The organism is Streptomyces sp. HUAS CB01 (assembly GCF_030406905.1).
Classification (GTDB): Bacteria; Actinomycetota; Actinomycetes; order Streptomycetales; family Streptomycetaceae; genus Streptomyces; species Streptomyces chengbuensis.
Map to the genome: position 1 here is coordinate 6,142,772 of NZ_CP129137.1, position 13,735 is coordinate 6,156,506.

The window sequence follows — 13,735 nt, forward strand, 5'->3', positions numbered from 1 at the left end:
GTGACCGGCGGAACCCGCTCGGAGCACCACGGTGCCGTTCCCGACGACCACGTCATCGTGCTGTTCGGGGCCACCGGTGACCTCGCCCGGCGCAAACTGCTGCCGGGACTGTTCCATCTCGCCAAGGCCGGACTGCTGCCCGACCGCTACCGGATCGTCGGCTCCGCGCCCGCCCAGGCGGCGCTCAGCGACGACGAGTTCCGCAAACGGGCGCGGGAGTCGGTCGCCGAGTTCGGCAGGTCCGGCCCCGAGGGCGAGGCGTGGCAGCGGTTCGAGGAGTCGCTGTCCTTCGGGGCCGCCGACCCCGAGGACACGGAGCCGCTGATGGAGGCCGTGCGCGACGCGGAGCAGGCCGTGGGCGGCAGCCCGCGCCGGCTGTTCCACCTCGCCGTGCCACCGAAGGCCTTCGCCTCCGTCATCGAGATGCTCGGCGCCACGGGCCTCGCGGACGGCGCGCGCGTCATCGTGGAGAAGCCGTTCGGCACGGACCTGCCCTCCGCGCGGGCCCTCAACGAGACCATCCACTCCGTCTTCGACGAGTCGCGGGTCTTCCGCATCGACCACTTCCTCGGCAAGGAGTCGGTAGACAACATCCTGGCGCTGAGGTTCGCCAACGGCCTGCTGGAGCCGGTCTGGAACCGCGACCACATCAGCCATGTGCAGATCGACGTGCCGGAGAGGATCGGCATCGAGGGCCGCGCCCAGTTCTTCGAGGGCACCGGCACCTTCCGGGACATGATCGTCACCCATCTCTTCCAGCTGCTGGGCTTCGTGGCGATGGAGCCGCCCACCACGCTCGCCGCCAAGCCCCTGCGGGACGAGAAGGAGAAGGTCTTCCAGTCCATGCGGTCACTGGACCCGGCGCACGTGGTGCGCGGGCAGTACGAGGGCTATCGCGAGGAGCCCGGCGTCGACCCCCGCTCGGACACGGAGACGTTCGTCGCGCTGCGCGTCGAACTCGACAACTGGCGGTGGGCGGGCGTGCCGTTCTACCTGCGCTCCGGCAAGTCGCTGGCGGAGGGGCGGCACATGGTGACGCTCGGCTTCCGGGAGCCCGCCCTGCGGATGTTCCCGCTGGCCGCACGCCACTGCACCCGTACCAACGAGCTGGTGATCGACTTCGACGACCCGGGCAGGATCGCGGCGCGATTCCTGGTGAAGGAGCCCGGGCCCGCCATGCGGCTGGACGACGCCGAGATGGTCTTCAGCTACGCCGGGTCCTTCAACTCCATGCACGCGCTCGAGGGGTACGAGCGCCTCATCCTGGACGCGATGCTCGGCGACCAGTCCCTGTTCACCCGCTCCGACGGCATCGAACGCCTCTGGGAGGTGTCGACCCCGCTGCTGCAGAACCCGCCGCCGGTCGAGCCCTACGCCCCCGGCTCCTGGGGACCGGACAGCATCGACCGCCTCATCGAGCCGTACCACTGGAGCCTGCCGGGCCGCGGCTGACGCCCGGGGCCGCCCGTCCCGGGTCCGCGTCCCCCGCCGGGGACGCGGACCTTCCGGGCGCGGAGGCCGGCGGGTACCGAGCCCGGCGGGCTGCTCCGGATGGCACCGGGCACGTCATCCCCACGGGGTACGCGCGGTGCGGCGGGAGTCCGCTGCCGCACCCGGCGGCGGCCGCCGCCTCCTAGCCTCGACCGCATGCTGGGGCTTCCCGATCACGTACGCACCTGTCTGTTCGACCTCGACGGCGTCCTCACCCGCACGGCCAAGGTCCACGCCGCGGCCTGGAAGGAGATGTTCGACGACTTCCTGCGCCGGCGGGCCGATCGCGAAGGAGCCGCCTTCGTACCGTTCGACGCCGTCCGCGACTACGACGAGTACGTCGACGGCCGGCCCCGCGACGACGGCGTCCGCACCTTCCTCGCCTCGCGAGGCGTCGAGCTGCCCGAGGGGGCGCCGGACGACCCGCCGGAGCGGGAGACCGTCAACGGCCTCGGCACCCGCAAGAACGAACTGGTCCTCCGCCGGATCCGCGAGGACGGCGTGGAGGCGTACGAGGGCTCCGTGGCCTATGTGCACGCCGTCCGCGACGCCGGGCTGCGCACCGCCGTCGTCTCGTCCAGCGCCAACTGCCGGGACGTGCTCGCCGCCGCCGGTATCGAGGACCTGTTCGACGAGCGTGTCGACGGGATCGTCGCCCGCGAGCAGGGCCTGCACGGCAAGCCCGCGCCCGACACCTATCTGGCCGCGGCCCGCGCCCTCGGTGCCGCGCCGCGGGACGCGGCCGTGTTCGAGGACGCCCTCGCGGGGGTGGAGGCCGGCCGGGCGGGGAGCTTCGGCCTCGTCGTGGGCGTCGACCGCACCGGGCAGGCCGAGGAGCTGAGGCGGCACGGGGCGGACGTCGTGGTGGACGACCTGGCCGAACTGATGGAGTCACGATGATCACCCACTCCGACTACACGGTCGAACCGTGGTGCCTGCGCGAGACCGGGCTCGACCTGGACGTCCTCGCCCAGAGCGAGTCCGTCTTCGCCCTCGCCAACGGCCACATCGGCTGGCGCGGCAACCTCGACGAGGGCGAGCCGCACGGGCTCCCCGGCTCCTACCTGAACGGCGTCTACGAACTCCGTCCCCTCCCGTACGCCGAGGCGGGCTACGGCTACCCGGAGTCCGGTCAGACGATGGTCAACGTCACCGACGGCAAGATCATCAGGCTGCTCGTGGACGACCACCCCTTCGACCTGCGCTACGGCGAACTCACCTTGCACGAGCGGGTGCTGGACTTCCGCGCCGGGGTCCTGCGCCGCACCGCGGAGTGGACGTCCCCCGCCGGCAGGTCCGTCCGCATCACCTCCGAGCGGCTGGTGTCGTTCACCCAGCGCGCCATCGCCGCGATCGCCTACGAGGTGGAGCCGCTGGACGGGACCGTCTCGGTGGCGGTCCAGTCCGAGCTCGTCGCGAACGAGCAGATGCCGCACGCCACGGGCGACCCCCGGGTCGCCGCGGCCTTCGACACCCCGCTGGAAGCCGAGGAGGACTCCGCCCGGGACACCCGGCTGCGCCTCGTGCACCGCACCAGGACCAGCGGACTGCGGGTGGGCACCGCCGCCGACCACCTGGTCGACGGCCCGGCGGGGACGACCTGGTCCGCCGAGAGCGAGCCGGACGTCAGCAGGTTCACGGTGACCTCCACCCTGCGGCCCGGGGAGCGGCTGCGGCTCGTGAAGTTCGTCGGCCACGGCTGGTCCGGCCGGCGCTCGCTCCCGGCCGTGCACGACCAGGTCGACGCCGCGGTCGCCGCCGCCCGCAGCACCGGCTGGGAGGGCCTGCTCGCCGAACAGCGGGCCTTCCTCGACCACTTCTGGTCCTGCGCCGACGTGGAGGTGGACGGCGACGCGCAGATCCAGCAGGCCGTGCGGTTCTCGCTGTTCCACGTGCTCCAGGCGGCGGCGCGCGGCGAGGAGCGGGCGATCCCCGCCAAGGGTCTCACCGGCACGGGCTACGACGGGCACTCGTTCTGGGACGTGGAGTCCTTCGTGCTGCCCATGCTCACCCACACCGCCCCGCGGGCCGTCGCGCCGGTGCTGCGCTGGCGGCACTCCACCCTGCCCGCGGCGCGGGAACGGGCCCGGCAGCTGGGGCTGGCCGGGGCGGCGTTCCCCTGGCGGACCATCAGCGGCGCCGAGTGCTCCGCCTACTGGCCCGCGGGCACGGCCGCCTTCCACGTCAACGCCGACATCTCCTTCGCCGTGACCCGGTACGTGGAGACGACCGGCGACGAGGTGTTCGAACGGGGTCCGGGGCTGGAACTGCTCGTGGAGACCGCGCGCCTCTGGCACTCGCTCGGCCACCACGACCCGGAGGGCGTCTTCCACATCGACGGCGTCACGGGCCCCGACGAGTACAGCGCCATCGCCCGCGACAACCTGTACACCAATCTGATGGCGCGGCGGAACCTGCTGGTCGCGGCGGACACGGCCGCCCGCCACGCCGACCGGGCCGAGGAACTGGGCGTCGACGACGAGGAGTCCGCCGCGTGGCGGGACGCGGCCGCCCGGATGGCCGTGCCGTACAACGCGGCACTCGGTGTGCACGAGCAGTCGGCCGGCTTCACCAGCTTCCAGCACTGGGACTTCGCGAACACCTCGGCCGACCAGTACCCGCTGCTGCTCCACTTCCCCTACTTCGACCTGTACCGCAAGCAGGTCATCAAACAGGCGGACCTGGTGTTCGCCATGGTGACCTGCGGGGACGACTTCACGCCGGAGCAGAAGGCGCGGAACTTCGCCTACTACGAGCCGCTGACCGTACGGGACTCCTCGCTCTCCGCCTGCTGCCAGGCCGTGATGGCCGCGGAGACCGGTCATCTGCGGCTCGCCTACGCCTATCTGGCCGAGGCCGCGCTGATGGACCTGGAGAACCTGGAGCACAACACCCGCGACGGCCTGCACATCGCCTCCCTCGCGGGCACCTGGATGGCCCTCGTCCTCGGCCTCGGCGGCATGCGCCGGCACGAGGGCAAGGACGGGGCGCGCGGCGTGCTGGGGTTCTCGCCGCGGCTGCCGGAGCAGCTGACGCGTCTGCGGTTCACGGTGCTCGTGCACGAACGGAAGGTGCAGGTGGACATCCGCGGCGACACGGTCCGGTACTCCGTGGACGAGGGCGCGCCGCTGCGGATCCTGCACCACGGCGAACCGCTGTCCGTCTCCCCGGACCGGCCGGTGGAGCGGCGTGTGCCACCGCCACCGGTGCTGCCCGAGACACAGCAGCCGAAGGGCCGCCGCCCGGCCGACCGCGTCCTCACCGGCGCACCGGCGGACGACCCCGCTGCCTGCTGACCCGTGGCGGCACTCGCCCCGCCGGCCGCCACCCGCGGCGAAGCCCGACTCCCGCGCGATGGGCCCGCCTCCCGCGGCGGGTCAGGGCCCGACGCGCGCGCCGCTGGCCGGCGTTCGCGTTCGCGACGGCGGCTCCGCCGAGCGCCGGGTTTCCCGGGCGGCGCGGGCCGCCTTCCTGCCGCGCGTCCCGCTCCCGGCGGCGTCTCGCCCGCGCGTCCGGTCCCGGCGCGGGCTCGGCCTGCGCGTGGCGTCCTGCCGATCCGCGCGGCGTCCCGGCCTCGCGACGGCGGGCGCGTCCCGGCCGCCCGGTTCCGGCACGCCGTCCTGCGTTCCCTCGCCGGGCCCCCGCCACGCGCGGTCCCCCTCTTCCGCGCCTGGGCCGTGCCCTGTGCCCCGTGCCCCTCGCCACCACCCGCCCCTTGCCGCCGCGCCGGTGTGCCGCCGTGCCCGGGTCAGCCGGCCGGCGGACCGGTCAGCCGTCGGCCGTGCGCTCCAGCAGCGCGACCGGATCCGTGGCGAACAGCTCCGCCAGCGGCAGGGAAGCGCCGCCCGTGAACTCCCGGCCGGGGGAGAGCAGATCCGTCCACCGCCCGGCCGGGAGGGGCAGCGCGGTGTCCCGCCAGCCGCCCGACTCCTCCAGCCGCAGCGCCAGCCGGGTCACCGCCGTGATCACCTCGCCCGAGCGGGCGAACGCGACGCAGTGCCCGGCCGCGGGCCCCTCCGCGGTCAGCGGCGCGTACGCACCCGACTCGCCGAAGACCCCGGGCCGCCGCCTGCGCAGGCCCAGTGCCGCCTTCGTCACCGCCGTCTTCCGGTCCTCGCCCCGCTCCCGGAACGGCCGCCGGTTGTCAGGGTCCACCAGCGCGACGTACTCGCCCTCCGTGCCCTGGTACAGATCGGGCACCCCGGGCATCGTCAGATGCACCAGGGCGGCGCCGAGCGAGTTGGCGCGGACGTACGGGTCGAGTTCCCGGGCGAACAGGGCCAACTGGTACAGGGGCGGACCGGCGGGCCCCGCCTCCACGAACTCCTGCACGGCCTGCTCGTACCCCTCGTCCGGTTCGGTCCAGCCGGTGTGCAGCCCCGCCTCGCGCGCCGACTTCAGCAGCGCCGGGCCGAGCCGCTGCGGATGGGGGACACCGAAACCGGACGCCGTCTGCCACGCCACCCACGCGAAGTGACGGTCCGGCGCCGGTGCCCAGTCCAGGCTCGCCAGCAGCCGCGCCCAGCGCTCCGGGCACTCCGACAGCACCGCGATCCGCGCCCGTACGTCCGCGCTGCGCTTGGTGTCGTGCGTGGAGAGCACCGTCCCGGTGGCCGGCCAGTCCCGGGCGATCCTGCCGCAGTAGGCGTGGAACTCCTCCGGGCCCACCGCGGGCCGGCCGGGATCGCCGCCCACCTCGTTGGCCGAGAGCAGCGGGACGTAGCGGTAGAAGGCCGTGTCCTCCACCGACTTCGCCCGCAGCGCCGACGACGTCTGCGCGAACCGCGCCCGGAAGGCGCGCTGGTCCGGGCCGTCGCCGAGCCGGCCCAGCGCCAGGTCCCGGATCACGTCGACCGCGTCGCCCTCCCGGGCCACCGCGAACACCGCCTTGGCCCGCAGTGCCGCGTCCGCCGTCACCACCTGCTCGCCGCCCGTGCGGTACGGGCGGTACACGGGCACCCGCACCAGCAGTTCGCGGATCGCGGTGCGCAGCGCCCAGGGCGCGTGGTCGCGCAGGGCCGTGTCCGCGGCGCAGACCCGCTCGGCCAGCCGGGCCAGGGCCTCGGTCTCGGCCGCCAGCTCGTGCGTCACCACCTTGTGGGCGGCGCGCCGCACGGTCGCTCCCCAGTAGCCGCCGCGGTCCCCGGCGGGGGCCGCGTAGTCCCGGTACTGCCGCAGCAGTTCCTCGGCCCCGTCCGGGTCGGTGAACAGCCCGTCGATCCGGTGCAGCGCGTCGTAGCCGGTGGTGCCGGCGACCGGCCAGGTGGCCGGCAGCCGCTCGTCGCCGGTGAGGATCTTCTCCACGACCGTCCAGCAGCCGCCGGTCGCCTCGTCCAGCCGCAGCAGATAGCCGTCCGGGTCGGCGAGCCCGTCCGGGTGGTCGATCCGCAGGCCCTCGACCACCCCGTCCCGGACCAGTTCGAGGATCTTGCCGTGCGTGGCGGCGAAGACCTCCGGGTCCTCCACGCGGACGCCGATGAGATCGGAAATGGTGAAGAACCGCCGGTAGTTCAGCTCGGTGCGGGCCAGGCGCCACCAGGCGAGCCGGTACCACTGAGCGTCCAGCAGCTCCGGCAGCGCCAGTCCTTCCGTCCCCTCCCGCAACGGGAACGTGTGCTCGCCGTAGTGGAGGGTCCGCCCCTCCACCCGCAGCGCGCCGAGCTCCTCGCCCAGCCGTTCGCCCAGGACCGGCATCAGCACCTTCCCGCCGCCGGCGTCCCAGTCGATGTCGAACCACCGGGCGAACGGCGACTCCGGCCCCTCCCGCAGGACCTCCCGGAGGGCCCGGTTGTACCGGGGCACGGCGGCCATGTGGTTGGGCACGATGTCGATCACCAGTCCGAGGCCGTGCTCGCGTGCCGTGCGGGCCAGCGAGCGCAGCCCCTCCTCGCCGCCGAGCTCCTCCCGCACCCGGTCGTGGTCGACGACGTCGTACCCGTGCAGGGAGCCGGGCACGGCCTCCAGGACGGGGGAGAGGTGCAGATGGGAGACGCCGAGGCCGGCGAGGTAGGGGACGGCCTCCTCGGCGGCCCGGAAGGGGAAGTCCGGTTGCAGCTGGAGCCGGTACGTGGCGGTGGGCGTCATGCGAACGTACGTACCCGGATCGCGGCCTTCTGTGTCATCGGCCGCCGTACCGGCGGCGGTCACCGCCCGAACGTTCACCTGATACGACGAACGCGCCGCGGACCCTGACGCGAGACGTACCGCCCGTGCCCCGGACCGGACCCTGACACGAGCCGTACCGCCCGTGCCCCGGACCGGACCCTGACACGAGCCGTACCGCATGCGCCCCGGACCCGGCCGCGAGCCGGACCCGGGGCGCGCCGCGCCCGTCGGGATCACGCGGGACGCCGCAGCACCGTCAGGCTCCGGCTGATCATCCTGATCCGCTCGCCCGCGTCCACCTTCGGCCCCTGCCCCGGGGGGACGCCTTCGGGCCGTGCGGTGTCCACGACGACCTGCCACTGCCGGCCGTGGTCGACCGGCACGGCGAAGTCCAGGTCCTCGTCGCTCGCGTTGAACATCAGCAGGAACGAGTCGTCGGAGATCCGCTCGCCGCGCGGTCCCGGCTCCGAGATGGCATGGCCGTTCAGGAAGACCGTGAGGGCCTTCGCATGGGCCGCCTGCCAGTCCCGGGACGTCATCTCCCCGCCCTCCGGAGTGAACCAGGCGATGTCGGAGAGCTCGTCGTGCGTGCCCTCCACCGGCCTGCCGTGGAAGAAGCGCCGCCGCCGGAACACCTGGTGGTCGCGGCGCAGCCACACCATCGCGCGCGTGAACGCGAGCAGCGTGCCGTCCTGGTCGGCCGTCGACTCCGGCCAGCGCACCCAGGACAGCTCGTTGTCCTGGCAGTACGCGTTGTTGTTGCCCTGCTGGGTGCGGGCGAACTCGTCGCCGTGGCTGAGCATCGGCACGCCCTGCGACAGCATCAGGGTCGCGATGAAGTTGCGCATCTGGCGGTTGCGCAGTTCCCGGACCTCACCGTCCTCCGTCTCGCCCTCGGCGCCGCAGTTCCAGGACCGGTTGTGGCTCTCCCCGTCCCGGTTGCCCTCCCCGTTGGCCTCGTTGTGCTTCTCGTTGTACGAGACGAGGTCGTGCAGGGTGAACCCGTCGTGGCAGGTGACGAAGTTGACGGAGGCGAGCGGACGCCGGCCGTCGTCCTGGTACAGATCGGAGGAGCCGGTGAGCCGGGACGCGAACTCGGCGAGGGTGCGCGGCTCCCCGCGCCACAGGTCCCGCACGGTGTCCCGGTACATGCCGTTCCACTCCGTCCACAGCGGCGGGAACTTGCCCACCTGGTAGCCGCCCTCGCCGACGTCCCACGGCTCGGCGATCAGCTTCACCTGGCTGACCACCGGGTCCTGCTGGACGAGGTCGAAGAACGACGACAGCCGGTCCACCTCGTGGAACTGCCGTGCGAGGGTCGCCGCCAGATCGAAACGGAAGCCGTCGACGTGCATCTCGGTGACCCAGTACCGCAGCGAGTCCATGATCAGCTGGAGGACGTGCGGCGAGCGCATCAGCATCGAGTTGCCGGTGCCGGTGGTGTCCATGTAATACCGGCGGTCGTCGGTGAGCCGGTAGTACGAGGCGTTGTCGATACCTCGGAACGAGAGCGTCGGGCCCAGATGGTTCCCCTCGGCCGTGTGGTTGTAGACGACGTCGAGGATGACCTCGATGCCCGCCTGGTGCAGCGCCCGCACCGCGGACTTGAACTCCAGGACCTGCTGGCCCCGGTCGCCCCAGGACGCGTAGCTGTTGTGCGGGGCGAAGAACCCGATGGTGTTGTAGCCCCAGTAGTTGTTCATCCCCGCGTCGACCAGCCTGTGGTCGTTGACGAACTGGTGCACGGGCATCAATTCCAGCGCCGTGATGCCCAGTTCCGTCAGGTGCGAGATCACCTCGGGGTGGGCGAGCCCCGCGTACGTCCCGCGCAGTTCCTCCGGCAGCGCGGGGTGCAGCATCGTCAGGCCCTTGACGTGGGCCTCGTAGATGACGGTGCGGTGGTAGTCGGTGCGCGGCGGACGGTCGTCACCCCAGTCGAAGTACGGGTTGACGACGACCGACGCCATCGTGTGCGGCGCGGAGTCGAGATCGTTGCGCGAGTCCGGTCTGCCGAAGTGATAGCCGTAGACGGCCTCACCCCAGTCGACACGGCCGCTCATCGCCCGCGCGTACGGGTCGAGGAGCAGTTTCGCGGAGTTGCACCGCTGCCCGTGCTCGGGCTCGTACGGGCCGTGCACCCGGAAGCCGTACCGCTGTCCGGGCATCACGCCCGGCAGGTAGGCATGGCGCACGAACGCGTCGGTCTCGCGCAGCTCGACCGCGGTCTCGGAGCCGTCGTCGTGGAGCAGACACAGCTCGATACGGTGCGCGGCCTCTGAGTAGACCGCGAAATTGGTGCCGGCGCCGTCGTACGTGGCACCGAGTGGATACGCCTGTCCCGGCCAGACCTGCATAGATAAGACTCTTCCACTTCTGATCCGGGTGCTGGGGACCTCTTCGGCCAGATCCTTCCCGAAAGTTGGGCAACCTCCTAGGACTTACCACCGTCCTACCGGGTGACCACGGGTACGAGGGGGTAAAAGTGCGCACATTGATGCGCCGCCACCTGGGGAAGCTGGTGGCAGGCACCGCCATTGCGGTGACGGGCACCGCGGCGACGGTCGCCGTCACCCTGCCGGACGCGGCGGGGGCACGGGCGGGCCGGGGTGCCCAGACCGCCACCGGGGAGACGGCGGAGCCGCACGGCGGCACGCCCGGGCCCGGGGTCGTCGTGGCGGCTCCCGCGGAGGGTAAGCAGGGCACCGGACGCGATCCGCTCACCGACGACGAACTGGAGCGCGCCCGGCGGCTGGCGGCCGCTCCCGCGGAACGCACGGGCCGGGACGCCGCCGGCGACCGGGGCCCGCAGCACCTCACCGCCGATCTGGCCGAACCCCTCCCGTCCGAGGCCGGGTCCGCCGCACCGCCGCGCCGCGCGGTCGTCTCGTACTACGACTACCGCACCGACCGGCTCGTCACGTCGACCGTCGACGTCACCACCGGCACGGTCGAGAGCCGGGCCGCCCGGCAGGGCGTGCAGCCCTCCCCGGTCCGGGCGGAACTGACGGAGGCGGTCGAGCTGATCCTCGCGAGCCCGCACGGCGCCGGGCTCAGGGCGGACTACCGGGACGCCACCGGCGCGCCGCTGACCACGCCCGCGCCGCTCACGCTCAGCGGATACGTGTACCGCAAGGAACGCGAGGCCGTGGTGCCGCCGGGACTCCGGTCCTGCGGCGTGCACCGCTGTGTGCGGGTCGTCACCAGGATCACCGGCGGGCCGTGGATCGACACGCGGGACCTCGCCGTCGACCTGAGTGCCCGCACCGTCGTCGTCACACCGTCCGGCTGAGGGGTGCGCTCGCGCATGGACAGGAACGGACTTCCGGGTGCCCGCAGACGGAGCGGCCGGGCCGGCGGCCCGGGTGCCGAGTCGCCCGTCCGTGCCGGCGCGGCCTCCGCGGCCGGCAGCGGAGGCCGCGCCGGCACCGGCACCGAGGGCGTAGCCCCGGCCGTCCCCCCGCCCGGCGCCGCCCCGGTGCGCACGCCCCGCAGGGCCGTCTCCGTGGCCGCCGCTGCGGTGCTGCTCGGCGGTGCGCTGACCGCGGCCGGTCCCACCGCGGCCGGGGCGGCACCGCCGACGGGGCCCACCCCGCCGCCGGCCCCGGGCTGCAGCGCGCCCCACCGCGTCACGCAGCAGCTCGCCGGCGGAACCACCTGGCGCATGTGCTGGCACTACGACTCCTCCGCCGGGCTCGTCCTGGACGACGTCAGCTACCAGCCGCGCGGCGAGGCCCGTCCGATCCGCGTGCTGACCAGCGCCAAGCTCGCGCAGGTCCATGTCCCCTACGACGACGGCCAGGCAGAGTACGACGACATCACCGGCTTCGGCTTCGGCTACGGACTGCAGAACCTGAAGCCCGCGGAGTGCCCCGGCGGCAGCATCCGCTCCGTGAAGGTCCCCGACACCGGCCGGGTCGACGGGCTGTGCGTCACCACCCGCTCCCGCGGCCACGCCTACCGGATGGCGAGGGACCAGGGCACCGGCGTCTGGCACGAGGAGGGCAGGGACCTGCTCCTCTACACCGTCAACAAGGTCTCCTGGTACGAGTACATCACCGAGTGGCGCTTCTCCTCCGACGGGACCGTGTCCGCGAACGTGGGCGCCACCGGCAGCCTCTCCCCCGGGGACTACGACGCCGGGGACGGCCGGGGCTGGCCCATCGGCAAGGGCGCCGAGGACCACGCCGTCAGCCACAGCCACAACGTCTTCTGGCGGCTGAACTTCGGACTCGACGGCGGCGCCGGGGACCGGATCGAGCAGTACGACTCCGCGGTCACCCCGCCTCCCGCCCAGGGCAGTCCGACGACGAGGACCACCCGTACCCCCGTCACCAGGGAACTGGCCGGGGACGCCGAGGCCATGCGCTGGTGGCGCGTGGTCAGCGCCAAGGGCCGGAACGCCGACGGCCACGCCCGCAGTTGGGAGATCGTGCCCGGGCCGACCACCAGGCACGCCGGACGCCCGTACACCCGGCACGACGTCTACTTCACGCAGAACCGCCCCTGTGAGCAGTTCGCCAGCAACAACACCCTCGACTGCGGTCCGAACGCGCCGGACAGCGTGGACGAGTGGGTCAACGGCGAGAGGCTCGTCAACCCGGTCGTGTGGGTCCACATCGGTTTCCACCACATCGCCCGCGACGAGGACCAGCAGCCGATGCCCGTCCACTGGCAGGGCTTCCAGCTCGCCCCCAGGGACGTCACGGCTATGAATCCGCTCACGCCGGCGGAGCTCGCCGACCAGAACGGTGCGCCTCCGACGGGGAGTTGAGCGAGGAGCCTGCGGATCCTGCTGCACCGCGTCCCGCTCCCGGAGTACCCTTCCTTGATCGTTGAAGACGGGTGTGCGGGAGCAGAAGGCGGTGCGCGGGTGAGCTCGGGAGGGCTTGAGCTACCCCCTGGTGACACGGGTCACGACGGGGACTCCTCCGACGCGCCGCCGGGCGCGGTCTCCCTCGCCCGGCCGGTGGACATGGGGTCCGAGATCGGGCCCGAACTGGACTGGGGCGCGGACGCCTGGAGCGAGGTGCGCACCCGCGCGCAGCGGGCAGGGCGCGCGTACATCTGGCTGAATCTGGTCGAACAACGCCTGCGTGCCGTCGTGGCCGCCGTGCTGCGCCCGATCTACGAACCCGTGCACGGCGAGGAGTGGGTCGTCGCCGCGGCGGGCCCGGCCGGGCAGGAGTGGGTGCAGCGGGCCGTCGCGGTACGGGAGGTCAGCCGCCGCAAGGGGTACCTCCTCGACCCGGCGGACGACAACGTCCTCAGTTTCCTCACGCTCCCGCAGCTCAGGGAACTGATGGTCCAGCACTGGCCCTGCTTCGAGCCGTACTTCGACGACCGGCGCGACGTGGAACTCGCGCTGGACGAGCTGGAGGTCGCGCGGAACGTAGTCTCCCGCAACCGGGCGCTCAACGAGACGGTGCTGGCCCAGGCCGAACGGGCCTCGGCGCGGCTGCTGGAGATCCTCGGCAGCGGCGCCGGAGTGCCGTCCGCCGACCGGCTCCCCGTCGACGCGGTCGAGGACCTGGTCGGGGACCGGTACGCGGACGTGGTCTCCATCCACCCCGACCGTGTGCGCCTGCAGCGGCAGCTTCCGGCGGAGGACCTGTTCGGGGGCGCACGGCGCCTCGACGCCGTCGGCATAGGTCTCAACCTGCTGGTGCAGAACTTCTCCGGGCGCCGGCTGGTGCGCCTGGCCGAGTCCGGCTGCCGGGTGCGGCTGCTCTTCCTCAACCCGGCGAGCAGCGCGGTGAAACGCCGTGAGCGCGAACTCGGCCTGCGGAAGGGGGAGCTGAGCCGCTCGGTGGAGATGAACATCCTGCACATGCGGCGGGTGCGGTCGCGGCTCCGCGACCCGGGGGCGTTCGAGATCCACGTCTTCGACGAGACGCCCCGCTTCACCGCGTACCTCGTCGACGGGGACGGGGCGGACGGGCTCGCCGTCGTCCAGACGTACCTCCGCCGGGCGCGCGGCATGGAGGCGCCGGTGCTGGTCCTGCGCGGCGGGGGCCGGTCGGTGGTGAGGTCGGGTCAGGACACCGAGCACGGGCTGTTCCAGACCTACCGTGAGGAGTTCGAGTCGGTGTGGGCCGACTCCCGGCCGGTCTCCTGAGGCGGCCGGTTCCCCTCCGGGTGT

General features: G+C 73.0%; 8 protein-coding genes. 6 read left to right on the top strand and 2 right to left on the bottom strand.

What is annotated here, in order from left to right; translation table 11 throughout:
* The 3 genes from zwf to QRN89_RS27060 all read left to right on the top strand — a co-directional run bounded on the left by zwf (position 1) and on the right by QRN89_RS27060 (position 4,787).
* Entirely contained in the window at positions 1–1,452 is a 1,452-nt protein-coding gene (gene zwf / locus QRN89_RS27050; RefSeq protein WP_290351987.1) for a glucose-6-phosphate dehydrogenase, read from the top strand.
* 195 nt (positions 1,453–1,647) lie between these two features.
* A complete protein-coding gene (locus QRN89_RS27055; RefSeq protein ID WP_290351988.1) occupies positions 1,648–2,391 on the top strand; it encodes an HAD family hydrolase in 744 nt (247 codons plus the stop codon).
* Positions 2,388–4,787, top strand: coding sequence for a glycoside hydrolase family 65 protein (locus tag QRN89_RS27060; protein ID WP_290351989.1), 2,400 nt, complete (start codon positions 2,388–2,390; stop codon positions 4,785–4,787). The genes QRN89_RS27055 and QRN89_RS27060 overlap by 4 nt, the downstream gene beginning before the upstream one ends.
* A 472-nt stretch (positions 4,788–5,259) precedes the next feature.
* Here QRN89_RS27060 and treY read toward each other — a convergent pair whose 3' ends face one another.
* Entirely contained in the window at positions 5,260–7,575 is a 2,316-nt protein-coding gene (treY, locus tag QRN89_RS27065; protein WP_290351990.1) for a malto-oligosyltrehalose synthase, read from the bottom strand.
* Positions 7,576–7,829: 254 nt separating this feature from the next.
* Entirely contained in the window at positions 7,830–9,950 is a 2,121-nt protein-coding gene (gene glgX / locus QRN89_RS27070) for a glycogen debranching protein GlgX (RefSeq protein ID WP_290351991.1), read from the bottom strand.
* 128 nt (positions 9,951–10,078) lie between these two features.
* Here glgX and QRN89_RS27075 point away from each other — a divergent pair, with 128 nt between their 5' ends.
* The 3 genes from QRN89_RS27075 to QRN89_RS27085 all read left to right on the top strand — a co-directional run bounded on the left by QRN89_RS27075 (position 10,079) and on the right by QRN89_RS27085 (position 13,711).
* Positions 10,079–10,885, top strand: a complete 807-nt coding sequence (locus tag QRN89_RS27075; protein ID WP_290351992.1) for a Tat pathway signal sequence domain protein — start codon at positions 10,079–10,081, stop codon at positions 10,883–10,885.
* A gap of 15 nt (positions 10,886–10,900) precedes the next feature.
* Positions 10,901–12,367, top strand: coding sequence for a copper amine oxidase (locus tag QRN89_RS27080; protein WP_290351993.1), 1,467 nt, complete (start codon positions 10,901–10,903; stop codon positions 12,365–12,367).
* A gap of 99 nt (positions 12,368–12,466) precedes the next feature.
* The gene (locus tag QRN89_RS27085; protein WP_290351994.1) at positions 12,467–13,711 is read left to right on the top strand and encodes a DUF5919 domain-containing protein; all 1,245 of its coding nucleotides are present in this window, start codon (positions 12,467–12,469) and stop codon (positions 13,709–13,711) included.
* The last annotated feature ends 24 nt before the right edge of the window (positions 13,712–13,735 follow it).

Excerpts from the sequence above, each read along its gene's own strand:
- QRN89_RS27060 (WP_290351989.1), top strand. The coding sequence starts at position 2,388 with ATGATCACCCACTCCGACTACACGGTCGAACCGTGGTGCCTGCGCGAG.
- QRN89_RS27080 (WP_290351993.1), top strand. The coding sequence starts at position 10,901 with ATGGACAGGAACGGACTTCCGGGTGCCCGCAGACGGAGCGGCCGGGCC.
- treY (WP_290351990.1), bottom strand. The coding sequence starts at position 7,575 with ATGACGCCCACCGCCACGTACCGGCTCCAGCTGCAACCGGACTTCCCC.
- QRN89_RS27055 (WP_290351988.1), top strand. The coding sequence starts at position 1,648 with ATGCTGGGGCTTCCCGATCACGTACGCACCTGTCTGTTCGACCTCGAC.
- glgX (WP_290351991.1), bottom strand. The coding sequence starts at position 9,950 with ATGCAGGTCTGGCCGGGACAGGCGTATCCACTCGGTGCCACGTACGAC.